The 22819-nt window shown below is 67.5% G+C and carries 21 protein-coding genes; 8 read left to right on the top strand and 13 right to left on the bottom strand.

Features of this window, described 5'->3' with window-relative positions; genetic code table 11:
• Positions 1–116: 116 nt before the first annotated feature.
• Positions 117–1025, bottom strand: coding sequence for a LysR family transcriptional regulator (locus ACFFGN_RS28945; protein ID WP_380053762.1), 909 nt, complete (start codon positions 1023–1025; stop codon positions 117–119).
• A 142-nt stretch (positions 1026–1167) separates the two neighbouring features.
• Between ACFFGN_RS28945 and ACFFGN_RS28940 the strand changes: the two genes are divergently transcribed.
• The 4 genes from ACFFGN_RS28940 to ACFFGN_RS28925 are packed head-to-tail and all read left to right on the top strand — an operon-like array spanning position 1168 to position 5438.
• Positions 1168–2181, top strand: coding sequence for a Bug family tripartite tricarboxylate transporter substrate binding protein (locus ACFFGN_RS28940; RefSeq protein WP_380053759.1), 1014 nt, complete (start codon positions 1168–1170; stop codon positions 2179–2181).
• Positions 2178–2669, top strand: a complete 492-nt coding sequence (locus ACFFGN_RS28935; RefSeq protein ID WP_380053757.1) for a tripartite tricarboxylate transporter TctB family protein — start codon at positions 2178–2180, stop codon at positions 2667–2669. The genes ACFFGN_RS28940 and ACFFGN_RS28935 overlap by 4 nt, the downstream gene beginning before the upstream one ends.
• A gap of 10 nt (positions 2670–2679) precedes the next feature.
• Positions 2680–4185, top strand: coding sequence for a tripartite tricarboxylate transporter permease (locus tag ACFFGN_RS28930; protein WP_380053755.1), 1506 nt, complete (start codon positions 2680–2682; stop codon positions 4183–4185).
• Entirely contained in the window at positions 4182–5438 is a 1257-nt protein-coding gene (locus ACFFGN_RS28925; protein ID WP_380053752.1) for a glucarate dehydratase family protein, read from the top strand. Before ACFFGN_RS28930 ends, ACFFGN_RS28925 begins: the two co-directional genes overlap by 4 nt.
• Here the strand turns inward: ACFFGN_RS28925 and ACFFGN_RS28920 are convergent, their stop codons facing one another.
• Together ACFFGN_RS28920 and ACFFGN_RS28915 are read right to left on the bottom strand one after the other, a co-directional pair.
• Complete coding sequence (locus tag ACFFGN_RS28920; protein ID WP_380053749.1) at positions 5439–6176, bottom strand: FadR/GntR family transcriptional regulator; 738 nt, start codon at positions 6174–6176, stop codon at positions 5439–5441. It abuts the gene before it with no gap.
• Positions 6177–6200: 24 nt separating this feature from the next.
• A complete protein-coding gene (locus tag ACFFGN_RS28915; protein WP_380053746.1) occupies positions 6201–7328 on the bottom strand; it encodes an L-talarate/galactarate dehydratase in 1128 nt (375 codons plus the stop codon).
• A 224-nt stretch (positions 7329–7552) separates the two neighbouring features.
• On the opposite strand from ACFFGN_RS28915, the gene ACFFGN_RS28910 reads away from it, so the two are divergent.
• Positions 7553–8596, top strand: coding sequence for a PDDEXK nuclease domain-containing protein (locus ACFFGN_RS28910; protein ID WP_380053743.1), 1044 nt, complete (start codon positions 7553–7555; stop codon positions 8594–8596).
• 47 nt (positions 8597–8643) lie between these two features.
• On the opposite strand, the gene ACFFGN_RS28905 is transcribed toward ACFFGN_RS28910, so the two are convergent.
• Genes ACFFGN_RS28905 through ACFFGN_RS28895 form a run of 3 tightly spaced genes read right to left on the bottom strand, consistent with a single transcriptional unit; the run spans position 8644 to position 12628 of the window.
• Positions 8644–9606 (bottom strand): ABC transporter substrate-binding protein, encoded by a 963-nt coding sequence (locus tag ACFFGN_RS28905; protein WP_380053740.1) that lies wholly within the window; start codon positions 9604–9606, stop codon positions 8644–8646.
• Positions 9600–11567, bottom strand: coding sequence for an ABC transporter permease subunit (locus tag ACFFGN_RS28900; RefSeq protein ID WP_380053738.1), 1968 nt, complete (start codon positions 11565–11567; stop codon positions 9600–9602). The genes ACFFGN_RS28905 and ACFFGN_RS28900 overlap by 7 nt, the downstream gene beginning before the upstream one ends.
• Positions 11567–12628, bottom strand: a complete 1062-nt coding sequence (locus ACFFGN_RS28895; protein ID WP_380053736.1) for a quaternary amine ABC transporter ATP-binding protein — start codon at positions 12626–12628, stop codon at positions 11567–11569. Before ACFFGN_RS28895 ends, ACFFGN_RS28900 begins: the two co-directional genes overlap by 1 nt.
• A 160-nt stretch (positions 12629–12788) precedes the next feature.
• Here ACFFGN_RS28895 and ACFFGN_RS28890 point away from each other — a divergent pair, with 160 nt between their 5' ends.
• The 3 genes from ACFFGN_RS28890 to ACFFGN_RS28875 all read left to right on the top strand — a co-directional run bounded on the left by ACFFGN_RS28890 (position 12789) and on the right by ACFFGN_RS28875 (position 15926).
• Positions 12789–13850 (top strand): DNA alkylation repair protein, encoded by a 1062-nt coding sequence (locus ACFFGN_RS28890; RefSeq protein WP_380053734.1) that lies wholly within the window; start codon positions 12789–12791, stop codon positions 13848–13850.
• A gap of 72 nt (positions 13851–13922) precedes the next feature.
• Positions 13923–14321, top strand: a complete 399-nt coding sequence (locus ACFFGN_RS36110; protein WP_512700334.1) for a DNA-processing protein DprA — start codon at positions 13923–13925, stop codon at positions 14319–14321.
• Positions 14322–15071: 750 nt separating this feature from the next.
• Positions 15072–15926 carry a hypothetical protein gene (locus tag ACFFGN_RS28875; protein WP_380053732.1) on the top strand — a complete coding sequence of 285 codons (855 nt, stop codon included), beginning with the start codon at positions 15072–15074 and terminating at the stop codon, positions 15924–15926.
• 129 nt (positions 15927–16055) lie between these two features.
• On the opposite strand, the gene ACFFGN_RS28870 is transcribed toward ACFFGN_RS28875, so the two are convergent.
• From ACFFGN_RS28870 to ACFFGN_RS28840, 7 genes are all read right to left on the bottom strand, one after another.
• Positions 16056–16877, bottom strand: a complete 822-nt coding sequence (locus ACFFGN_RS28870) for a siderophore-interacting protein (protein ID WP_380053729.1) — start codon at positions 16875–16877, stop codon at positions 16056–16058.
• 70 nt (positions 16878–16947) lie between these two features.
• The gene (locus ACFFGN_RS28865) at positions 16948–17838 is read right to left on the bottom strand and encodes a cation diffusion facilitator family transporter (protein WP_380053726.1); all 891 of its coding nucleotides are present in this window, start codon (positions 17836–17838) and stop codon (positions 16948–16950) included.
• Between the two features lie 41 nt (positions 17839–17879).
• Entirely contained in the window at positions 17880–18290 is a 411-nt protein-coding gene (locus ACFFGN_RS28860) for an ArsR/SmtB family transcription factor (RefSeq protein WP_380053723.1), read from the bottom strand.
• Positions 18291–18497: 207 nt separating this feature from the next.
• Entirely contained in the window at positions 18498–20183 is a 1686-nt protein-coding gene (locus tag ACFFGN_RS28855; RefSeq protein ID WP_380053721.1) for a ribonuclease J, read from the bottom strand.
• 19 nt (positions 20184–20202) lie between these two features.
• Complete coding sequence (locus tag ACFFGN_RS28850; protein ID WP_446685226.1) at positions 20203–20922, bottom strand: cation diffusion facilitator family transporter; 720 nt, start codon at positions 20920–20922, stop codon at positions 20203–20205.
• On the bottom strand, positions 20919–21248 hold the full coding sequence (locus ACFFGN_RS28845) for an ArsR/SmtB family transcription factor (protein ID WP_380053715.1): 330 nt from the start codon (positions 21246–21248) through the stop codon (positions 20919–20921). Before ACFFGN_RS28845 ends, ACFFGN_RS28850 begins: the two co-directional genes overlap by 4 nt.
• A gap of 194 nt (positions 21249–21442) precedes the next feature.
• The gene (locus ACFFGN_RS28840; protein ID WP_380053712.1) at positions 21443–22570 is read right to left on the bottom strand and encodes an endonuclease; all 1128 of its coding nucleotides are present in this window, start codon (positions 22568–22570) and stop codon (positions 21443–21445) included.
• Positions 22571–22819 lie beyond the last annotated feature (249 nt).

The following is a 22819-nucleotide window of genomic DNA, read 5'->3' as shown; positions in this document are numbered from 1 at the left end:
CCGCGAACTAGTGGGGCAGCCGGTGGGGTCGGGATGCCGTCAGATTAGAGAGCGCTACTGATGCCTGTCCAAGATCGTTTTTGTATTCATTGATGCTCTCAAGGTATTAACCAGATTCAGAAGTCGTCGAGCAGTTCCAGCACGCGGTGCAGGACAGGGCTGGCCGATTCACGGCTCCAGATCGCGTGCAGCTCGACCGGCAGCCCCGGCACCTCGGCATCGGCCACCGACTCACTTCCGCCGTCAACGAGATCGCAGTAGACGACGCCCTGGACGCCCAGTGTGCGCGCGGAGGCCGGGACCAGCGCGACACCACGACCGGCGGCAACCAGCAGCACCACGGTGAGGATCTGCTGGACCCGCTGCTCGATCCGGGGGTGGGCATTGGCGAGGAACCGCACCGTGAGCTCGTGGAAGTAGCGGGCCTGCGTGGGCGAGTAGCTGATCACCTGCTCGTTGGAGAAGTCCGCCGGGGCCAGCGGCCTGCCGAGCGTCGCCAGCCGATGGCTGCTCGGGACCACGGCGCACAGCGTTTCGCGGAACACGACCCGGGAGCCCAGGGCCACCGAGTCGAACGGCGGCCGGCCCAGCCCCAGGTCGAGTTCGCCCCTGAGCAGACCTTCCACCTGCGCCGGCGTGACCCCTTCGTGCAGGATCACGTCCACGCCTGGCAACTGCTCTGACATCCGGCGCAGAAAGGAGCCCAGCGTTCCGATCGCGGAGACGGCGGTGAACCCGAGCCGCAAGGTCCCCTCCGCGCCCTGGTCGACGCGCCGGGCCAACTCACCGGCGGTCTCGACGAGGGCCAGCATCCTGCGAGCCTCGGTCAGAAAGGCCCGACCGGCCTCGGTGAGCGCCACCCGGCGGTTGTCCCGCTCGAGCAGCCTGACCCCGATGGACCGCTCCAACTTCTGGATCTGCCGGCTGAGTGGAGGCTGGGTCATGTTGAGCCGTTCGGCGGCTCGGCCGAAGTGCAGCTCCTCGGCGACGGCGACGAACACGCTGAGCTGATCGAGCGAAAACATGATTCGCAAAAGGTATCACTCTATGCCGAATCAGCCTTGGACAGGCATCATCGGCCGCCCCTACGCTCTCGAGATCGGCACCCGCGCACCGCAGCGTCGACCTCTCCGCATCGCAGTGCCGACCTCTCAGAGGAGGAACTCCATGAAGTTCGCAGAGACCAGCCGCCGGGCCGTACTGGTGGCGGCCACCGGCGTGACCACCGCGGCGATGCTCTCCGCCTGTGGTGGGGTCAAAACGTCGTCGACCGGCAGCGGTGAGGGCGAGTATCCGACCGGCAACATCCAGATGAGTGTCGGCGCCTCGCCCGGCGGCAGCACCGACCTGATCACCCGGGCGATCGCGGAGGGTATCGGCAAGGAGCTGGGCGTCTCGGTGCCAGTGGTCAACAAGCCGGGCGCGAACGGCGCGCTCAACGCCAAAGAGCTGCAGTCCGCCAAGGCCGACGGCTACAAGATCGCCGTGCAGAACGCCTCGCTGTTCACCATCACCCCACTGGCCGTGTCCGCGGCCGAGGCGGTGAAGATCGACAGCTTCGATCTCATCACCGGTGTCTCGCAGGACGACTACATGCTGGCGGCGCAGGTCGATTCGGGCTACAAGAGCATCGCCGACCTGAAGAAGGCCGGCAAGAACATCAAGTACGGCACCACCGGAGTCGGTACCGGCGCGCAGCTGGCGTCCGCGCTGACCTTCAAGGTGGCCGGCATTCCGGCCACGGACGTGCCGTTCGACGGCGGTGCGCCGGCGATGACGGCGCTGCTCGGCAAGCAGGTCGACGTGGCCACCTTCCAGCTCGGCGAGGGCATCGAGAACGTCAAGGCCGGCAAGCTGGTCCCGCTGGGAGTCTTCTCCGCGGAGCGAATCAAGTTCCTGCCGGACGTGCCCACCGCCAAGGAGCAGGGGTACGACGTGGTCGTCTCCCAGTACCGCTTCCTAACGGCACCGAAGGGCACCCCCGAGGACGTGAAGACCAAGCTGGCCGAGGCTGCCAAGAAGACTTTCGCCACCGACGCGTACAAGAAGTTCAACGAGACCAACTTCCTCACGCCGGTCGAGGTCCCACCCGCCGAGATCGCGAAGATCCTCGACGACGCCACCGCGAAGTACAAGTCGCAGATCGAGCAGTACGGCATCGAACTGGGCGCCGGCAAGTGAATCCGGACCAGGCGGCGCTCATTGCCGAACTGGAGGAGGACCGCCCACCCCACGCCGGTCCGGTGTCGCAACTGAGCGCCGCGATCGTGACCACCCTGATCGGAGTAGCCGGCCTGGCCGGTTCACTCCGGCTCGGCCTCGGCGAACTCACCGCACCCGGTCCGGGCCTGTGGCCGTTCGTGATCAGCGTGGTGATCACCTCACTGTCCGTCGTGCTGGCATTCGTAGGACGCCAGGCGAAGGACACCGAGAAGTTCTCCCGGGCCAGTGTGCAGACGGCTGTCGCCATTGCCACCCTCGTCCTACTGGCGCTCGCGCTGCCGGTGATCGGCTTCGAGATCCCGTCGCTGGCGCTGACTTTCGTCTGGCTGCGTTTCCTCGGCAAGGAGTCCTGGCGGTCCTCGATCGTCATCAGCCTGGGCACGGTGATCGCGTTCTACGTGCTCTTCGTGCTGCTCCTCCAGATCCCGCTGCCACGGCTTTTCTGAGGATCTCGCGATGGACTTCCTCAACCCCGCCATCGACGGCTTCGGCGTCGTACTGGAACCGGCCAACCTGCTGTACTGCCTGCTGGGCGTGATCATCGGCATGCTGATCGGGGTGCTGCCCGGACTCGGCCCGGCCGCCACCATCGCCATCCTGCTCCCGATCACCTACGGCATCGAGCCGGTGCCGGCGATCATCATGCTGGCGGGCATCTTCTACGGCGCCCAGTACGGCGGCACCATCACCTCGGTTCTGCTGCGCCTTCCCGGCGAGGCCTCCTCAGTGGTCACCGTCTTCGACGGCTATGCCCTGGCGAAACAGGGCAAGGCCGGCACCGCCCTCGGCATCGCCGCCATCGGCTCGTTCATCGGTGGCACCGTGTCCATCGTCGGCCTGACGCTGCTGGCGCCTGTCGTGGCCGGCTTCGCGCTGAACTTCGGCCCACCCGAATACGCCACGCTCGCGCTGCTCGGCGTACTGCTCGTCGCGACCGTCGGGAACGGCGGCAGGACGAAGTCGATCATCGCGGCCGCCGTCGGACTGCTGCTCGCCACGGTCGGGCGGGACACCTTCACCGGGGCCGGCCGGTTCACCTTCGACAGCCTGAACCTTGCCGATGGCATCGACTTCGTGCCGATCGCGATGGGTCTCTTCGGCCTCGGTGAAATCCTCTACAACCTGGAGGAGCGGCACAACAAGGTGCACGTCCCAGCGAAGGTCGCGAACGTGTGGCCCTCGCGCCAGGAGCTTCGCCAGTCCAGTGGTGCCATCGGTCGCGGCTCGGTGATCGGCTTCCTGCTCGGCGTCCTGCCAGGCGGGGGCGCCACCCTGTCGTCCCTGGTCGCGTACGCCGTGGAGAAGCGGCGCGCCAAGCAGCCCGAACGGTTCGGCCGCGGCGCCCTCGAAGGAGTGGCAGCACCGGAGACCGCCAACAACGCGGCGGCCACCTCGTCGTTCATCCCGCTGCTGACCCTCGGCATCCCGGCGAACGCCACCATGGCGCTGATGTTCGGGGCCCTGCTGATCCAGGGCATCCCGCCCGGACCGCAGCTGATCTCGGACCATCCCGACGTGTTCTGGGGCGTCATCAACTCCATGTACATCGGCAACATCCTGCTGCTGGTGATGAGCATCCCGATGGTGGGCATCTTCGTGAAGATCCTCCGGGTGCGCCCGGCGATCCTGGCGCCGATCACCGTGCTGATCACCCTGCTCGGCGTCTACACCGTGGCCAACCAGGTCTTCGACATCTTCCTGGTGATCATCTTCGGGGTGATCGGCTACCTGATGAAGAAGTTCGGGTTCGAGCCTGGGCCGCTGGTACTGGCTTTTGTTCTCGGCAGCATGATGGAGACCGCCGTCCGCCAGTCGCTGCTGATCTTCGAGGGCGATGTCACCGGTTTCTTCACCCGGCCGATCTCCGGCACGATCCTGGCGATTCTGCTCGCGGTTCTCGTCTTCCCGCTGGTCCAACTCGTACTGAAGAAGAAACCCTCGAAGCAGAAGGAATTGCTATGACCGCCTCGCGGATCTCCAGGGTCGTCGTCACACCGGTCGCGTTCACCGACCCGCCACTGCTCAACGTGGTGGGCGTGCACCAGCCCTTCGCTTTGCGCGCGATCATCCAGATCCACACCGACAGCGGCACCGTCGGGCTTGGGGAGACGTACGCGGACGAGGCACACCTCGCGCGGCTGGGCACCGTGGCCGACGTACTCGCCGGCCTGGACGTCTTCGACCTGAACGGGCTGCGACGCAGGGTGGTCGACGTACTCGAAGACGGCGGCGGCGCGAAGGTCGCCGGCATGCTTGCTTTGAAGAACCCGGCCGATGTCGTGCTCTCCCCGTTCGAGGTCGCGCTGCTCGACATCCAGGGCAAGGAGCTCGGTCGCCCGGTCTCCGATCTGCTCGGCGGCGCGGTTCGCGACGAGGTGCCTTTCAGCGCCTACCTGTTCTACAAGTGGGCCGGCCATCCGGGCAGCGATGCTGACGCCTGGGGGGAGGCACTCGACCCGGACGCCATCGTCGCCCAGGCCACCCGGATGGTCGACGCGTACGGCTTCACCGCGATCAAGCTCAAAGGCGGCGTGTTCGCGCCCCAGCAGGAGGTCGAGGCGGTCAAGGCGCTGTCCGCGGCCTTTCCCGATCACAAGCTCCGCATCGATCCCAACGGCGCCTGGACGGTCGGCACCTCGATCCAGGTGGCCAAGGAGCTCGAGGGCCTGATCGAGTATCTCGAGGACCCGACCCCCGGCATCGACGGCATGGCGCAGGTGGCGCGCCAGACGGACATTCCGCTGGCCACGAACATGTGCGTGATCGCGTTCGACCATCTCAAGCCCGCGGTCGGGGCAGACGCCGTACAGGTCGTGCTGTCCGATCACCACTACTGGGGCGGTCTGCAGCGGTCGCGTCTGCTCGGCGGGATCTGCGACACCTTCGGGATGGGACTGTCGATGCACAGCAACTCGCACCTGGGGATCAGCCTCGCGGCCATGACCCATCTTGCGGCCGCGACGCCGAACCTCACCTATGCGTGCGACACGCACTACCCCTGGAAGACCGAGGATCTGATCAAGCCCGGCGTACTGGACTTCGCCGGCGGCAGCGTGCAGGTCCCGAACGCGCCGGGTCTCGGGGTCGAGCTCGACGAGGACGCACTCGGGCGGCTGCACGAGCAGTACCTCAGCTGCGGCATCCGCGGTCGCGACGATACGGCGTACCTGCGAACTTTCCAGCCGGACTTCACCCCGAACACCGCCCGCTGGTGACTAGGTTTTCAAACGGTGGCGTGAGTTGGACAAGTGCACGCGGACCGCGGCGCGAGCGCCTTCGGGGTCGGAGCGGGCGATGGCGTCGTAGATGTTCTCGTGCTCCAGCGCGACTCGGGTGAAATGCGTGGCATCACCCAGCGAGTACGACGCGTCGAGGCGGGTCCGCGGCAGCATGATCACCATCGGCCCGAGTGAGCCGAGCAGCTCGGTGTAGAAGCGATTGCCCGACGCCGAGGCGATCTTGAGGTGGAACGCGAAGTCCGCTTCCACCGCCCTGCTGGGGTTCTCGCTGGTACGTCGGAAGTCGGCCAGAGCTCGTTCGATGGCCTTGAGCTGGTGCTCGGTCCGCCGAGCGGCCGCCAGCCCGGCCGCCTCGGCCTCGAGCCCGATCCGGAAGTCGAGCATGTCCAGTACGTCGCGGTGCGAGCGGATCTGCGATGCCTCGAGCGAGAACGTGGTGGTCGTTTCCGGCAGCGCCAGCACGAACGAGCCGCGGCCTTGGAACGTCTCCACCAGCCCGGCGGCCTGCAACCGGGAGATGGCCTCACGGACCACGGTGCGGCTGACGGAGAACTCGGTCATCAGTGAGCTCTCGGGCGGCAGCTTCTGGCCTGGCTCGATGTCGCCGCCGAGGATCCGTTCCTTGAGCCGCTCCACCAACTCGTGAGCCAACCCGCGCCCGGTGTCACGATCCAGCTCCTGCGCCTGAGCTGCCTCGCGCGTCTGCTCTGCCATGCTCGACAACCTATCCGCGCCGGCTCACCGGGTGCCGAACTCGCAGCTGTCGACCGTCCACGCCGCGCATTGCTCGCTGGTGGTGAAGCCCAGCCCTGGCCGGTCCGGCACCAGCATCCGGCCGTCGAGAGTCTCCAGCCGCTCGTTGAAGAGCGGGTTCAGCCACTCGAAGTGCTCGACCCATGGTTCTCGCGGGTACGCCGCCGCGAGGTGGAGGTGGATCTCCATCGCGAAGTGCGGGGCCAACTGCAGCCCGGCGTGATCGGCCAGCGCGGCCAGCCGCAGGAACGGGGTGATGCCGCCGATGCGCGGGGCGTCGGGCTGGATGATGTCCGCGGCGCCGGCCTCGATCAGGCGGACGTGCTCGGCGACACTCGACAGCATCTCGCCGGTCGCGATCGGGGTGTCCAGCGCGGCCGCCAGTTGGGCGTGCCCCACCGCGTCGTACGCGTCGAGCGGCTCCTCGATCCAGACCAGGTCGAACTGCTCCAGCGCCCGCCCGAAGCGCAGTGCCGTCGGCCGGTCCCACTGCTGATTGGCGTCGACCATCAGCGGTACGCCATCGCCCAGGTGCTCGCGGACGGCCCGCACGCGCTCCAGGTCGATCCGGGTGTCGGGCTGGCCCACCTTGATCTTGATGCCGCCGATGCCGTCCGCCAGGGACTTGGAGGCGCGCTCTTTCACCTCTTCGACAGAGGCTTGCAGGAACCCGCCCGAGGTGTTGTAGACCCGCACGGAGTCGCGATGCGCGCCGAGGAGTTTCGCCAACGGAAGGCTCGCGCGCTTGGCCTTGAGGTCCCACAGCGCGATGTCGATGGCCGCGATGGCCTGGGTGGCGACGCCTGAGCGGCCGACGGATGCGCCCGCCCAGAGCAACTTGTCGTACAACCTGCCGATGTCCGACGGGTCCTCGCCGATCAGGTCGCCCGCGATCTCCTTCGCGTGCGCGAACTGCGCCGGGCCGCCGGCTCGCTTGGAGTAGCTGATCCCGATGCCGTGCTGGTCCTGCTCCGTGGCGATCTCGGCGAACAGGAAGACGATCTCGGTCATCGGCCGCTGCCGGCCGGTCAGCACCTTGGCATCGCTGATCGGCCGGTCGAGCGGGAGCACCACGGAGGAAAGCCTCAGATGGCGGATGCGGTCACTGATCACAAAGAGATCGTACAAGTTCCCCACCTGTACGACAAGCAACGGCCGGCCGCGGTTGTCGGCGCCCCCGCGGTGGGATTACTTGCCGCCCGGACGGTCGGCAACCGGGCCTCGGAAGGGCATCTCGGGGCACCTTCGGGCGGGTCGGCCTAGCACGGCAAACGCCCATGCCGACTGCACTACGGTTGGCCCGGAAAGGGTGCGCAAGGCAAGACAGGAATCGCCGGATGAACACGGACATGATCCAGCCCGACTGCTATGGCGAGATCCTTGATCACCTGAAAGCCCAGGTACGCGCTGCACAGCTGCGCGCGCACCGCATCGTCAACACCGAACTGCTCGGCCTGTATTGGACGATCGGCAGGACCATCCTGGAACGTCAGGCCGCCGAGGGCTGGGGCGCCCGCGTGATCAACCGGCTCGCGAACGATCTGCGCGCCGAGTTTCCGGACGTGCGAGGGTTCTCGGGCCGCAACCTCCAATACATGGCGTCTGCCGCCCGGGCGTGGCCAGCTCCAATTGCGCAGCAAGCTGCTGCGCAATTGCCATGGGGTCACATCATGGTGTTGCTCGACCGCCTCGACGACCAGGCCGAACGCGACTGGTACGTCGCCGCAGCGACCGAACACGGCTGGTCCCGCAGCGTCTTGCTGAACCAGATCAAGAACCAGTTGCGGCTGCGCACCGGAGCCGCGCCGTCCAGCTTCCCCGCCAGCCTCCCACCAGCCGACTCCGACCTGGCCCAGCAGCTCACGCGAGACCCATACGTCTTCGACTTCCTCGACATCACCGCAACAACCAACGAGCGCGCACTTGGGCAAGGCCTCATCGACAGCCTCCAGGCCACTCTGTCCGAATTCGGCCGAGGGTTCAGCTTCGTCGGGCGCCAAGTTCACTTCGACGTCGATGGCAAGGACTTCTACATCGACCTGCTGTTCTTCCACAACGACCAGCTGCGCCATGTCGTTGTCGAACTCAAGATCGGACCGTTCGAACCCCAATTCACCGGCCAGCTCGCCTTCTACGTCTCCCTTGTCGACGACAAGCTACGCAAACTGGACCGGCACGCACCGACTGTCGGGATCCTGCTCTGCGCGGAACGCAACGACCGAGTGGTGCGGTACGCCCTCGCCGGCGGCCGCGCATCCCATCGCTGTCGCGGACTACACGTTCGCCGACCGGGGCCGAATCCCGGCCGGGGCGTTGCCCACAGCCACAGAACTCGCCGATGTCGTCGACACCGCCATTACGCGACCGGAGACGACGACTGACTGACGCCGAGAGTAAGCATAGACCCGCCGATGAGCCCGGTCGCGAACTACTTGCCGAGCCAGGCGTCTACCTTGGGGCGGTTGGCGTCGACCCACTTCTTGGCGGCGGCTTCGGCGGTGAGCTTGTCCTCGGCGATGTACTTGGCGACCTGGTTCTGGTCGTCATTGGTCCAGGAGAACGCCTTGACGAGGTCGTACGCCGGGCTGCCCGAGTCCGCGAACTTCTTGCTGACGATCTTGTCCAGCTTGTACTCGGGGTAGTCGCAGGCGACCTTCGCCGGGGTGGCGTCGCAGCCAGGGGTGTACGGCGGCAGGTTGACCTTGACCAGCTTGAGCTCGTTGAACAGCCACTGCGGCTCGTAGAAGTACCCGATCAGGGGCTTCTTCTGCTTCTCCGCCTGGCGGAACGCCTGGATCAGCGCCGTCTCACTCCCGGCGTACACGACCTTGAAGTCGAGCTTGAGGTTCTTCACCAGGGCCTCGTCGTTGGTGACGAACGAGGGGTCACCGTCGAGCAGCTGGCCCTTGTTGCCGGACTCCGAGGTCTTGAACAGCGAGGCGTACCGGTTGAGGTTCTTCCATTCCTTCAGCTCGGGCTTGTCGGCCGCGAGCCACGGCGGCAGGTACCAGCCGATCACACCGGTGTTGCCGGTCGGCCCGGCCTCGACCGCGACCTTCTGCTCGGTGATGTACTTCTTCTTCAGATCCTCGTGGCCCCAGTTCTCCACCACGGCGTCGACCTCACCGGTGGCGAAGCCCTGCCAGGAGATCTCCTCCTTGAGGTCCTTCTTCACCACCTTGCAGCCGAGGTCCTTCTCCGCGACGTACGCGTAAACGGCCGCGTTGGCCTCGTAGCCGACCCAGGGGCTGACCGCCAGGTTGACCGTGCCGCAGTCCTTGCCCGACGGTGCGGTCGCGCCCGGGTCGTCGATCTTCTGGCCGCCACAACCGGCGGCGGCCAGCGCCAGCACGGTGAACAGGCCTGCGGTCCTGAGCTTCAGGGCTACCACTTCTTCTTGTCTCCTCTGGATTCGGACGGGCCCGCGGCGGTACGGCGGGCCGCGGCCTGGGTGATGCGGTCGAGCAGGACGCCGAGCAGCACGATCGCCAGACCGGCGGCGAGCCCCTTGCCGTACAGCTCGCTCTGCGAGAAGCCGGCCGACACGTCGTAGCCGAGGGCGCCGGCGCCGACCAGGCCACCGACCACCACCATCGACAGAACATAGATCAGGCCTTGGTTGGCCGCGAGCGTGATAGCCCGGCGCGCGACGGGCAACTGCACCTTGGTGATCACCTGCCACGCGCTCGAACCGGCCGAAGTGGCCGCCTCCACGGTCGCGGCGGGCACCGCGCGGATGCCGTCGGCAACGATCTTGCTGGTCACCGGTACGGCGAACACCACCGCGGCCGCGATCGCCGTGAACCGGCTGGTACCGAACAGGGCCAGGAACGGTACGAGGTACACGAACGCGGGCATGGTCTGACCGGCGTCGAGGGCCGGGCGCAACCAACTGTCGACCTTGCGGCTGCGGCCCATCCAGACACCGAGCAGCACGCCGACGGCAACAACCACGGCGGTGGCGAGCAAGGTCGAGGCCAGCGTCACCATCGCGTCCTGCCAAACCCCGGTGCCGACCAGCAGCCCAAGGCACACCGCGGCCGGCAGGGCACCGCGCAGGCCGCCAACGAGCCAGGCGAACGTCACCACCACGGCGGAGACGAGCCACCAGGGCGATCCGGTCAGCAATGCCTCGAGCGGATTGAGTACGCCGTGCGTGACGCCATCGCGGACCCCGAAGGTGATCGAGCCGAACCGCTCCAGGAACCACGTGGACGCGGAATCCGCCGCCATCGCGATCTTGCCGCCGATCGAACCGGCCGTCGGGAACTCCGCCGCCCACAAGTAGGTGCGGGAGTACCAGATCGCCACCAACGTCACCACGCCACCAGCCGCGAGGAACACCTTGCGGCGGGTCGAAGCCGGTCGCGGTACGCGGGCGCCCGCGGCGGTGGTGGCCCGGTCGAGCACGATGGCCAGTACGACGATCGCGAGGCCGGCGTTGAACGCGATACCGACGTCCAGCGTCTGCAGCGCCTTCAGCACGGTCTTACCGAGGCCGGGCGCATCGATCAGCGCGGCCACGGTCACCATCGAGAGGGCCGCCATGATCGTCTGGTTGACCCCGACGACGACCGTACTGCGGGACATCGGCAGCAGCACCTTCGTCAGCGTCTGCGTGCCGGTGGACCCGAGCGAGCGGGCCGCCTCGACGCTGGCCGGGGATACCGACCGGATCGCGTGGGCGGTCAGCCGGACCGCCGGTGGCGCCGCGTAGATCAAGGTGGCGATCGTGGCCGCGGCCGGGCCGATCGCGAAGACGAGGGTCAGCGGGGCCAGGTACACGAACGTCGGCATGGCCTGCATCAGGTCGAGCACCAGCGACACGACCCGGTAGGCCCGGTCGGACAGGCCCGCCCAGATCCCGATCGGGATCGCCACCAGCAACGCCAGGCCGACCGCCGCGAGGGTCAGCGCGAGCGTGTCCATGCTCTCCTGCCACAACCCCTGCAGGCCGACGAACACCAGGCCCGCCGCGGTCAGCAGCGCCACTCGCCAGGTGCCGAAGGCCCAGGCGACGTACGACGCGAGGGCGACGACGCCGAGCCAGCCGAGCGCGGGCACGGGCCGGCCGAACGAGGGCTGCGAGATGAGCGCCTGCAGCAGCGTGACGAGTTGATCGATGACCACGCGGATCGCGGTGAAGAAGGCGTTGCGATCGGGACCGGTCTGGTCGCGCAGATCGGTCAGCCAGCGGTGCAGCGGCGTGGTCTCCTGGCCTCCCAGCGGCAGCGTGTGGATGCCACGGAAGACGAAAAAGAGCAGCACCCAGCACAGCAGCAGCACTCCGACGACGTAGATCCGCCGGGGTCTGGGCAGCCGGACGTGCAGGGAACCGGTGATGGCCGCCATCAAACCCCCGCGACCACGGCGAGAATCTCCTCGCCGCCGACCACGCCGAGCAGTTCACCGTTCGCGACCACCTTGACCGGACGGTCCGCGCCGAGAACGGCCCTGGTCGCCTCGCGGACGACAACATCCGGGCCCAACTCCGGCCCGTCCAGTACGTCGTCGTCGGTCGGCGGGCGCATGATCCAGCGCAGGGTGAGTACGTCGGCCTTGGACACGTCGCGGACGAACTCGCGCACGTAGTCGTCAGCGGGATTCCCGACCAGCTCCGCGCCGGTGCCGAGCTGGATGGCGGCTCCGTCACGCATGAGCAGGATCCGGTCGCCCAGTTTGAGCGCCTCGGTCAGGTCGTGCGTGACGAACACCATGGTCTTGCCGACCTCCTGGTGCAGCCGGACGACCTCACTCTGCATCTCGCGCCGGATGAGCGGGTCGAGCGCCGAGAACGGCTCGTCGAACAGCATCACGTCCGGATCGCCCGCAAGCGCCCGGGCGAGGCCCACACGCTGCTGCATACCTCCGGACAGTTCCTCGGGGTAGAGCTGCTCCGAACCGGCTAGGCCGACTAGCTCGATCACTTCCTGCGCACGGCGACGGCGATCGGACTTGTTCTCCCCGCGCACCTCCAGGCCGTACGAGACGTTGTCGATGACTCTGCGGTGTGGAAGCAGCCCGAAGTGCTGGAAGACCATCGAGAACTTGCTGCGGCGCAACTCCCGCAAGCGCTTCTCGTCGGCCGCACGCAAGTCCTCGCCCTCGAAGAAGAGCCCGCCGGCCGTCGGCTCGATCAGCCGGGTCAGGCAGCGCACGAGGGTGGACTTGCCGGAACCGGACAGGCCCATCACCACAAAGACCTCGCCGGGGGCCACGTCGAAGCTCAGGTCGCGCACAGCCGCCGTACAGCCGGTCTTCTGCTTCAGCTGACGGCGGTCCAGGGCGGCCAGGTCGGGCCGTCGCGGCACCCGGGCAGCCTTCGGCCCGAACACCTTCCAGAGTCCTTGCACGGAGATGGCGGGTTCGGCCGCCGAAGGTGCGTCGGCGGGGTACTCGAGCTGTGCGGTCACTGCTGCTCCAGGCCTCGCAGGCGGTCGGTCGTGCTCGTGACCTTACCCAAGACCACGGTCCGGCAATGACTGAGTGGTCAAGATTTGGCTCACATCTGGCATGAGAAGAAAGTGTCGGTGGCAGCTGATTCGATGGTCTCAGTCGAGAGGAGACCGGCTGATGCCGACCGCCGAGGAGATGCTCAGCACGCCTGCCGTCGCCGCGCTGGGCGAGATCCTGGCCGCGCCGACCGTAGCGGCCGTGGACCTGCGTGGCGCGACGTTCAGCGAGCGCGGGCGGCTCGTGCGCGACGCCCTGCTCACCGACCTGCCAGGGGAGTACGACGAGTTCGACCGGGCCATCCGCAAGGCGCTGGCCGACGACGCGTTCACCGGCTGGATGATCTGGCCGGTCACCGAAGCCCTGGCGGTCCGCGCGGTCGACGCCAACGCCCTGGATGCGGGTTTGGCCCTGCTGGCGGAGTTGACCGGGCGTTTGACCGGGGAGTTCGCCCTGCGCACGTTCCTCGCGGCGGATGTGGATCGCACCCTGGCGACCGCGCTGGAGTGGACGACGCATCCCGATGAGCACGTGCGGCGTCTCGCGACCGAGGGGACGCGATCCCGCCTGCCCTGGGCTCGGCAGGTGCCCGCCCTGCTGGAGAAACCCCGGACGCTGGCGATTCTCGACGCGCTGCGCTCGGATTCGTCGGCCTACGTGCGGCGCTCGGTCGCGAACCACCTGAACGATCTGAGCCGGGACCACCCCACCGCGGCCGTTTCACTGGCATCGCGCTGGGCGGAGCCGGGCGACGAGCGCAGCGGGTGGATCATTCGCCACGGTCTCCGGACCTTGGTGAAGAAGGGCGATCCCGGCGCGCTGGGACTGCTCGGATTCGCGCCGCCCGTCGGGGTGGAGGTGATCGGGCCCACCCTGAGCAAGAGCGAGATCGACTTCGGCGGGGAGCTGACCTTCGAGGCGACCGTGACGAACACCTCCGCCGAGCCGGTTCGATTGGCCGTCGACTACGTGATCCACCACCAGAAGGCCAACGGCAAGCTCGCGCCGAAGGTCTTCAAGCTCACCGTTCGCGAACTGCTGCCCGGTGCCTCGGCCGTGCTGCAGAAACGCCACTCGTTCCGCCCGATCTCGACCCGCCGCTACTACCCAGGCCCGCACGCCGTGGAGCTCCAGGTCAACGGCCGCCCGACCGAACCAACCCCCTTCACCCTGCTGCCGTAGCCCACCCGGGCTCAGAAGCGGCGAGTCGATGCCGGTGGGCGGCGACGGCGATACCTCGTCGCATCCAGGCCCTTGAGCCGAAGCAGGTATCTGGCGCGACACAATAGGAATAGGCGGTCTCTACGGTCGTACCCACTGGTCTTGTCGCAGTTTTGGCCCGGCAGCCCGCCCACCAAGTCATCGTTTCCGATGCGCAACGCGACCATGTCCGCCTACGGCCGATGCACTTTCGTGGCTGCCGCCGGTGAACAATCTGGTGCCCGGATTCAGGCTCGCCACGCGGTCGCACACGGTCGACCGTTGTTGCTGGCCTACGAAGTCGTGGCAACCACCAGCTGGGGCCGCAAGCTGGCCGACTCGACGTACGCCGTTCAGGTCGTCCGGACACCGGGGGAGGCAGTCGACGCTGTCCTCAGAATCCTGGATCGCTCCCAGAGCATTGATGACCTCCTCGCCGAGCTGCAGGTATGAGCGTTGACGACCGAAAAGCCGGGTATCTCGGTGAGATTGCCGGCGTTATGTGCAATCCCATTCGCTGGCACGAGCGGACTTGCAGGGTTTGCGCCCGGGCGCAAATCCGGGCCACCCGATGTGCATCCGCTGTCGTCAGCACTACATCGCCCACGCTCTGCCTGACTGGTCCAGGTCTCGTACGGCCGATCTCGTCGTACCGCTCACTTACGCGGTCAGGGCCGAGACGGCCTACTACGACATGTACAACTACAAGAACCCCGATCTCAGTCCATCAGTTGTCGCACAGGCAAAAGCTGACGCGGATCCTGCCTGCTGATTGGCCGAGGATCCCGCTCGCGCCTAGCGAGAATCTGCCAGACGAAACCAACGAGCGCAGAGAGATCCCGCCTTCTACCGGTGCGACGTCGATCTCACCGGCCAACACGTCGTGCTGTTCGACGACACGTGGGTCTCCGGCGGCCATGCGCAGGGAGCTGCCGTCTGTCTGCGGGATGCTGGTGCCGAAAGAGTCACAATTCTCGTGATCGCCCGCATGCTCGACACTCGGTGGGACGAGACGCGTGAGTTCGTACGGGACTTCAAGCTGCCATCCGGGAGGCCCTACGACCTCGGGAAGTACCCAGTCACTGGCCACCTCTGCCCTGAGAAGGACCCGGGCTTCCACAGCTAGTGTCCTGAGTCGGAAGGTCCTGTCGACGCCAAAGCGCGGGGTACTGGCCATCCGTTGGGATATGCGAGGCTTCCGCCATGAGTGATCCGACCGGACCAGTGTCAGCCGAGCTCGACCTTGAACGGCGCGACCGCCGGGGCTGGGCGTTGGCGCGGGTGGTCTACCTCGGTATTCCGGCGATCTTCTTCGTACTGCTCTGCTGGATCGGTCTCGCGAGCCGTCATCCCGGCCCGGCGCTGGCGCTGGCGATTCCGGCCGCGATGTTCGTGATCAACCTGCGGCAGATGCGGAAGAACCGGTATCTGCCGATGCGCTGGCCTGTTGCCGGTTACGTCGGCGGCGGTATTACCGGCCTGGTCGTATCGCTGTCCACCATCGTGCTGGACTTCGACTGGCTGGTGACGTTGTTCTTGGTGGCGATGTTCGGGGGCGCGCTGATCGGCCGGGCCCTCGGCAACGCGGGTAATCGCGCCGTCAGCATGCCACCCGGGCCGGATCTGGCCGAGTCGCCGTACGAGTTGATCTACCGGCTGCGCTCGCCGCGGAACATGGTGCTCGTGCTGAACCAGGACAAGCTCGCGATCAAGGCGCTGATCCTGCGACGCTCCCCGAACGACGTCAATCGCACCGGTCTGGGCGTCGGGCCGGACTACCCGATCGAGGCGATCACCGGCACGCATGAGGTTTCGCTGTCCGGGGCGGAGCGGTTGAAGTTCCCCGTCGATCTGCAGACTCGGCCGCAGTCCAGCCCGGGGCCGGCGTTGATCGTCCAGCTCAAGGGGATCGACTGGGTCCTGCCGATCCGTCACGCCGCCGGGCTCGCCGCGCTGATCTCCCGCCGCGCCGAACTCCGCCGTACCCAGGTCGAGCAGGAACTCCTCGCCGCCCTCGAGGCCGATGGTCCGGAAGAGTCGGACCACCGTACGGAGTGAGGTGGAACCGGGTGGGCCATTAGCGACGATTGGTCAGGATTCGCCCGCGAACCGTTGCCGGCACAGTGAACCGCCGCTGGGGCGGGCGAATCCAGACCAATCGACGCAGTGCAGAGGGAAACCCCAGTGTCAGGCGGGGGTGGTGTTCGCTTCGCGTTCGGCGCGGGCGGTTTCGGCCTTTTCGGCCTGCCAACCGTCCTCGTTCTTGCCGCGACGCCAGTAGCCCGAAATCGAGAGCCGCTCGCGGGTGATACCGCGCTCGCGCAGCGGCTTGCGCAGGCGCTGTACGAAACCGGCCTCGCCGTGTACGAACGCTTGCCCGTCACCCGGCTCGAAGGTGAACGCCTCGACCGCGGCCACCAGCTGATCGCCCGGCTCGGCGGTGGACCCAGCACGGTAGAGCCAGGTCAGCTCGACGTCACCCGAACCGCCGAACTTCTGCTCCTCCGACGCGTCCTCGACCTCAACGATGACCCGCGCGCGGGCACCTGGCGGCAAGGCCTCGATCGCTGCGCCGATGGCCGGCAGGGCACTCTCGTCCCCGACCAGCAGATGCCAGTCGGCGGTCGGGTCAGGCTTGTACGCACCGCCCGGGCCGACGAACCAGATCTCGTCACCGGCCTTCGCGGCGGCGGCCCACGGCCCGGCGACACCTTCGTCCCCGTGGTACACGAAGTCGATCGTCACCTCGGCCGCGACCGGATCCCAGGCGCGAACCGTGTACGTCCGGCTGGTCGGCCAGTACTCCGGCGGGACCTTCTCCCGGATCACGCCCATGTCCAGCGGCTCCGGGTACTTGAGCCCGGCCTGCGGGAAGAGCAGCTTCACGTACTTGTCGGTGCAGCCGTTGTCCGCGAACTCGGGGGCGCTCAGCACCAGCCGGATCATGTGCGGCGTCAGCCGTTCGGCGCGACGGACTACCGCCACCTTGATGGGGTTGGTGCGGGCCACGGGCGGGTCCTCTCACTGGCTACTTAGGTATGCCTTACTTAGGCTAGCCCACCAGGTCAAAGCGCCAGTGTTAGGCGTGCGTCGGGTGCTCGTGGTCCGCATGGCCGATCGGTTCGAGCTGGAACGTCGAGTGCTCCACGTCGAAGTGACCCGCCAGACAGGTCTGGAGCCGGTCCAGCAATTGCGGCGCATGCCCGTCCTCGAAGCACTCCGAGTCGACCACCACGTGGGCGGTCAGTACGGGCAGGCCCGAGGTGACCGTGTACACGTGCAGGTCGTGCACGTCGTGGATGTGGTCCACCTCGGTGATGTGCCGGCGGATCTCGTCCAGGTCGATGCCGGCCGGAGTGGTCTCCAGCAGGATGTCCGCCGCCTCGCGCAGCAGCTTGATCGCCCGCGGCACGATGACGAGGCCGATCAGCAGCGACACGATCGGGTCGGCCCGGGTGAACCCGGTCAGCTGGATGACCAGGGCCGCGACGAGTACGCCGACCGAGGTCGCGCTGTCGGTGGCGACCTCGAGGAAAGCGCCTCGCATGTTCAGGCTGTCGGCACGCGCTTTGAACAGGATGGCGACGGCGATCAGGTTGCCGATCAGGCCGATCGCACCGAACAGGGCCATGCCACCCGGCTCAACCGCGGCCGGCTCGATCAAACGGCGCACGCCCTGGATCACGACGTACACGCCCATGCCGGACAGGATCAGGCCGTTCACCGCCGCGGCGAGGATCTCGGCCCGGGCCCAGCCGAAGGTCCGTCGCCCGGAGGCGGGCCGGCTCGCGAGCAACGCGGCGCCCAGGGCCATCGCGACGCCGCCCGCGTCGGCCAGCACATGCCCGGCGTCCGCGAACAGCGCGAGGCTGCCGGTCAGAAAGGCGCCGACAAGCTGGATCGCGGCGATCGTCAGCGAGATCAGCACGACCAGCGCGAGCACCTTGCGATGCCTGCCGGTCGCGGTCACCCCATGACCGTGGCCGTGCCCATGTCCGTGCCCGTGGCCGCTCACTTCTGGTCGTTCTCCCGCTCGGGGTGGATGGCTTCGGTGTGTTCGGTGTGCGCGACCGCGAGGTCGACCAGCATGCGCACGTGGGCGTCATCGAGACGGTAGTAGGCCATCCGCCCGTCGCGGCGGACCGACACCACCCGATGCGCGCGAAGCAGGCGCAACGCGTGGGAGGTCGACGACTCGCTCATCCCGGTGAGGGCCGCCAGATCGCAGACGCACAGCTCACCATCGAGCAGCGCGACCAGCAGCTTCAGCCGCCGGGGATCGCCAAGCAGGCTGAACACGTCGGCCGTGTCGACCACGTCCTGCTCAGACGGCATCCGCGCATGCACCGCCGCAACCCGCTCCGGGTCCACCAGCCGCACATTGCACGCGTCCAGCGAATGCACATCTGCAGATCTGTTCATACGTCACACAGTAACCACCCGCACCTCCGCCGTCCAGCTGACGCCCACGACCTTCTTTGCGACGATCGGACCCGTTTGCCGCTGCAAGGCCGCCTGCACCTGACAGTTCGCGGACGAGCGGCAAAACGGGTCCGATCGTCGCAAAGAAGGCACAAGAAGAGCGCCCCGCCGGGGTGTCCCGGCGGGGCGCTCGCGTTGATCGAAGGGTCAGGCGTCGATGACGACGGGGATGATGACCGGGCGGCGGCGCCAGTGGCGCCAGGTCCAGTTGCCGACGGCCCGGTTGATGAGTTCCTCGAGCTGGCGGGTGTCGCCGATGCCTTCGCGGGCCGCCTTGTCCAGGGCGTCCTCGATGACCGGGATCAGCACCTTGAAGGTGGTGTCGTCGTAGTTGAACCCGCGGGCCAGGAAGTCCGGCGGTTCGGCCAGTTTGCCGGTGTGCGAGTCGACGATCGCGACCACGCTCACCACGCCTTCCTCGGACAGCGTGCGCCGGTCCTTCAGGTTGGCCTCGGTGACACCGCCCACGGTCATCGCGTCGACGTACACGTAACCGGCCTCGACCTTGCCGGCGATCTTCACCCGGCCCTTGTGCAGGTCGACGACCACGCCGTCCTCTGCGATGACGACGTGCTCGCGCGGTACGCCGGTGTCGATGGCGAGTTGCGCGTTGGCCTTGAGGTGACGGAACTCACCGTGCACCGGCATCACGTTGCGCGGCTTGACCAGGTTGTAGCAGTAGACGAGCTCGCCCGCGCTGGCGTGACCGGAGACGTGCACCTTGGCGTTGCCCTTGTGTACGACGTTCGCGCCCCAGCGGATCAGGCCGTTGATCACGCCGTAGATGGCGTTCTCGTTGCCGGGGATCAGCGAGCTGGCCATCAGAACGGTGTCGCCGTCGCCGATCCGGATCATGTGATCGCGGTTCGCCATCCGGGACAGCGCGGCCATCGGCTCACCCTGCGACCCGGTGCAGACCAGCGTGACCTTGCGGTCGGGCAGGCGCTCGAGTTCCTTCAGGTCGACGATCAGGCCCTTGGGAATGTTCAGGTAACCGAGGTCACCGGCGATCGCCATGTTGCGGACCATCGAACGACCGACGAAGGCGACCTTGCGGTTGTTCACCTTGGCGGCGTCGAGGACCTGCTGGATCCGGTGCACGTGGCTGGCGAAGCTGGACACGATGATCCGGCCGGGCGCGGTGCGGAAGACCGCCTCGATCGCCGGGCCGAGGTCCTTCTCGGCGGTGGTGAAGCCGGGCACGTCGGCGTTGGTCGAGTCCGTCATGAACAGGTCGACGCCCTCCTCACCGAGGCGGGCGAAGCCGCGCAGGTCGGTGAGGCGCTTGTCCAGCGGGAACTGGTCCATCTTGAAGTCGCCGGTGTGCAGCACGGTGCCGGCCTTGGTGCGCAGCGCGACCGCGAGGCTGTCCGGGATCGAGTGGTTCACCGCGAGGAACTCGAGGTCGAACGGGCCGACCTTGCGCCGCTCGCCCTCCTTGACCACGATCTCGTTCGGCTTGATCCGGTGTTCCTTCAGCTTCGCGGCCAGGAACCCGAGCGTCAGCCGCGAGCCGATCACGGGAATCGTGCCGCGTTCCTTCAGCAGGTACGGCACGCCACCGATGTGGTCCTCGTGACCGTGGGTGAGCACGATGCCGTCGATCTTGTCGAGCCGGTCCCGGATCCAGCTGAAGTCGGGCAGGATCACGTCGACGCCGGGCTGGTGCTCCTCGGGGAACAGCACGCCACAGTCGATGACGAGCAACCGGCCCTCGTGCTCGAACACGGTCATGTTGCGGCCGATCTCGCCCAGGCCGCCTAGGGGCACGACCCGCAGGGCGCCTCGGGCCAGTCCGGGCGGGCGGCCGAGTTCAGGATGGGGATGACTCATGGCCCACACGGTACGTGAATCAGCCGCAACACCCATCGTCACAGCCGTCGGAACCGCTCGCCGGCCCACCGTCGGCACCGGCCAGCGGCGGGCAGCAGCCCTGTCCGCGCCAGGCCTGAACGCCCTCACGCAGCGCGACCGCGGCGATGATCAGACCGGCCAGCGGGTCCGCCCAGAACCAGCCGAGCGTCGCGTTCAGCACCAGCCCGGCCAGCAGTACGGCGGACAGGTACGTGCACAACATGGTCTGGGTCCCGTCCGCGACCACGGCGTTCGACCCGAGGGCCCGGCCGGTACGGCGCTGGGCCCGCGACAGCAGCGGCATCACGATCAGTGAGGCGATCGCCAGCCCGATACCGATCGAGGACGAGTCCGGCGTGGACCGCTCGAACAAGGCCCGCACCGACTCGAAGCCGACGTACGCCGCGAGGGCGAAGAAGGACAGGGCGATCAGCCGGAGCGCGCGCCGTTCCCGCGTCTGCGGCAGCTTGTGCCGGAACTGCCACAAGATGATCAGGCCGCTGGCCACCTCGACGATCGAGTCCAGCCCGAAGCCGACCAGCGCCACCGAGCCGGCGATCGTGCCGGCCGAGATGGCGATCACCGCCTCGACCAGGTTGTACGTCACACTCGCGCCGGCCAGCAGCTGCGCCCGCCGCCCAAGCCGCCGCCGTTCCGCCTGAACGGCTGGATCCGGCTCGGCGGGTGGTCTCCCGATGAGCGGGAGTTGCTCGGTCATCGGCATTCTCCCGTCGTGTCCGGGCGGCAGCAGGCCGGATCGACCGCGAGTACGACGTTCAGCAGCTCGATCAGGGCGGTACCGAGGCTCGGGTCGGCCAGCTCATAGCGAGTACGACGGCCTTCCGGCTCGGCGACGACCAGGCCACAACCGCGCAAACAGGCGAGGTGGTTCGACAGCGACTGCCGGCTGACCCCGATCCGCTCGGCCAGATCGGCCGGATAACTCGGGCCTTCCTGCAGCACGAGCATCACCTGCGTACGCGTCGGGTCGGACAGCGCGTGCCCGAATCGCGCCAGCACCTCACTACGGCTGATCGTGTCCATACCGAGAACCGTACAGCCAAATCTGTATTCAGCAAAAGCTGTACCGCAGCCACCCCAAGCCGCTACCCGTTGACGTCCGCCGCCGACTCGACGTACAGCCGGCGGCTTGTCGCCACCGCGTCCGCGTCCGTCCACAGCCGCGCACAGAACTCGGAAGCCGGCTCCTGGATGAGCAGTGGCACAAAGGAGAAGGGTCAGGGCCAGATGGCGGTTACCCATTCGGGGTGGTCGATGAAGGGGTTGCGGTTGCGCTGGTAGGTGTCGTAGATGACCTGGTTGCGGCGCTTTTCGAAGGCGTCGGGCGGGTCGCCGGCGTGCCAGGCCTTCAGCACCGAGAGCTTGCCCATCGCGGGGGCGGTGCCGTTGCCGACCTGGTCGTTGGGTTCGAGGTTCGGCCAGCCGTCGTTGCCCTCGTAGCGCACGGCCATGTAGAGGATCATCCGGGCCACGTCACCCTTGACCGCCGCGCGCGGTTCGAACGAGTCGGCGTCGGTCCGGCTGCCCGGGGCCTCCGCGACGGTGGTGCCGCCGTTGTCGAAGTCCTTGTTGCCGCGGACCGAGTTGACCGTGACGTCCTCCGGCCGGAGGTGATGGATGTCCGTGCCGGGCCCGGTCGCCGTACCGAAGTCGCCGTGGGACTTGGCCCAGACGTGCTCGCGGTTCCAGTCGTTCGCGTCACCGCCGTTGGTGGTCTTGCTCTGCGAACGGCCGGAGTAGAGCAGGATCACGTTGTTCGTATTGGCCGGATCCTGATCGGTGGCCTTGAGCGCGTTCCACACCTGGTCGTAGCTGAGCTTGGTCTGGCTCGAGATGATCGTGTGCAGCGCGGCCTTCAGTGCCGGCCCGGTCTTCCCGGCGGCACCCGCGTAGTAGTCGTCCGAGCCGCCCCCGCCGCCGCCCGTTCCGCCGTTGAAGGCGGTCGGGTTCTTGAGGCCTGCGTGGGTGAAGTACGCCGTCAGCGTGCCCGTCACGGTGATCTTCGTGCCGAGGCGGGACGGGTTGGACTGCAGCCCGTACGTCGAGCGGAAGGCCGTCGGGATCTGGACGTACAGCATCGCCGACGTACTCGTCTGGCTCGCGCTGTCGGCGAGGGCCAGGGCGGTGTCGCCCGGGAAGTTGCTCCGGACCACGGTGTTCGTGGCCGTCGGCTGGCCGACCACGTAACCCTCGACGGTCGCGACGGCGCCGTTCTGCTGCTGGATGGCGGCGGCGACCGAAATGGTGGCGGTAGTCGCGGCGGTGGACGCCGGCACCTGCCAGGAGATCAGCGCCAGAAGGACGGCGAAGGACGCGAAGAAACGTGGGACACGATTCGTGGGCACGGCGGACTCCCAGGGGGCGGTGGGGTCGTGCTTGGGCAGTGACTGACAGTGTGCCCGTCGAACACGTCAGTGAATACCGCTGCCGCCGTCCGTTCGCCAGAACTTCACAAAGCGCGGAATTGAGTCGGTGGGGCGGTACGGCGCATCGCGCTCATTCCGCCCCACCTAGGCAACCGGGCCCCCATCAGCCCCCGGCTATCGCCGGCGGCTGCTCGCCCAGCCACCAGTGAGGTGCCACTAGCGGGCAGC

The sequence above is a fragment of the Kribbella deserti genome (assembly GCF_042434725.1).
In the GTDB taxonomy this organism is placed as follows: domain Bacteria; phylum Actinomycetota; class Actinomycetes; order Propionibacteriales; family Kribbellaceae; genus Kribbella; species Kribbella deserti.
Note: the sequence above shows the minus strand (reverse complement) of the source record. Positions and strands in the feature narration are given on the sequence as shown.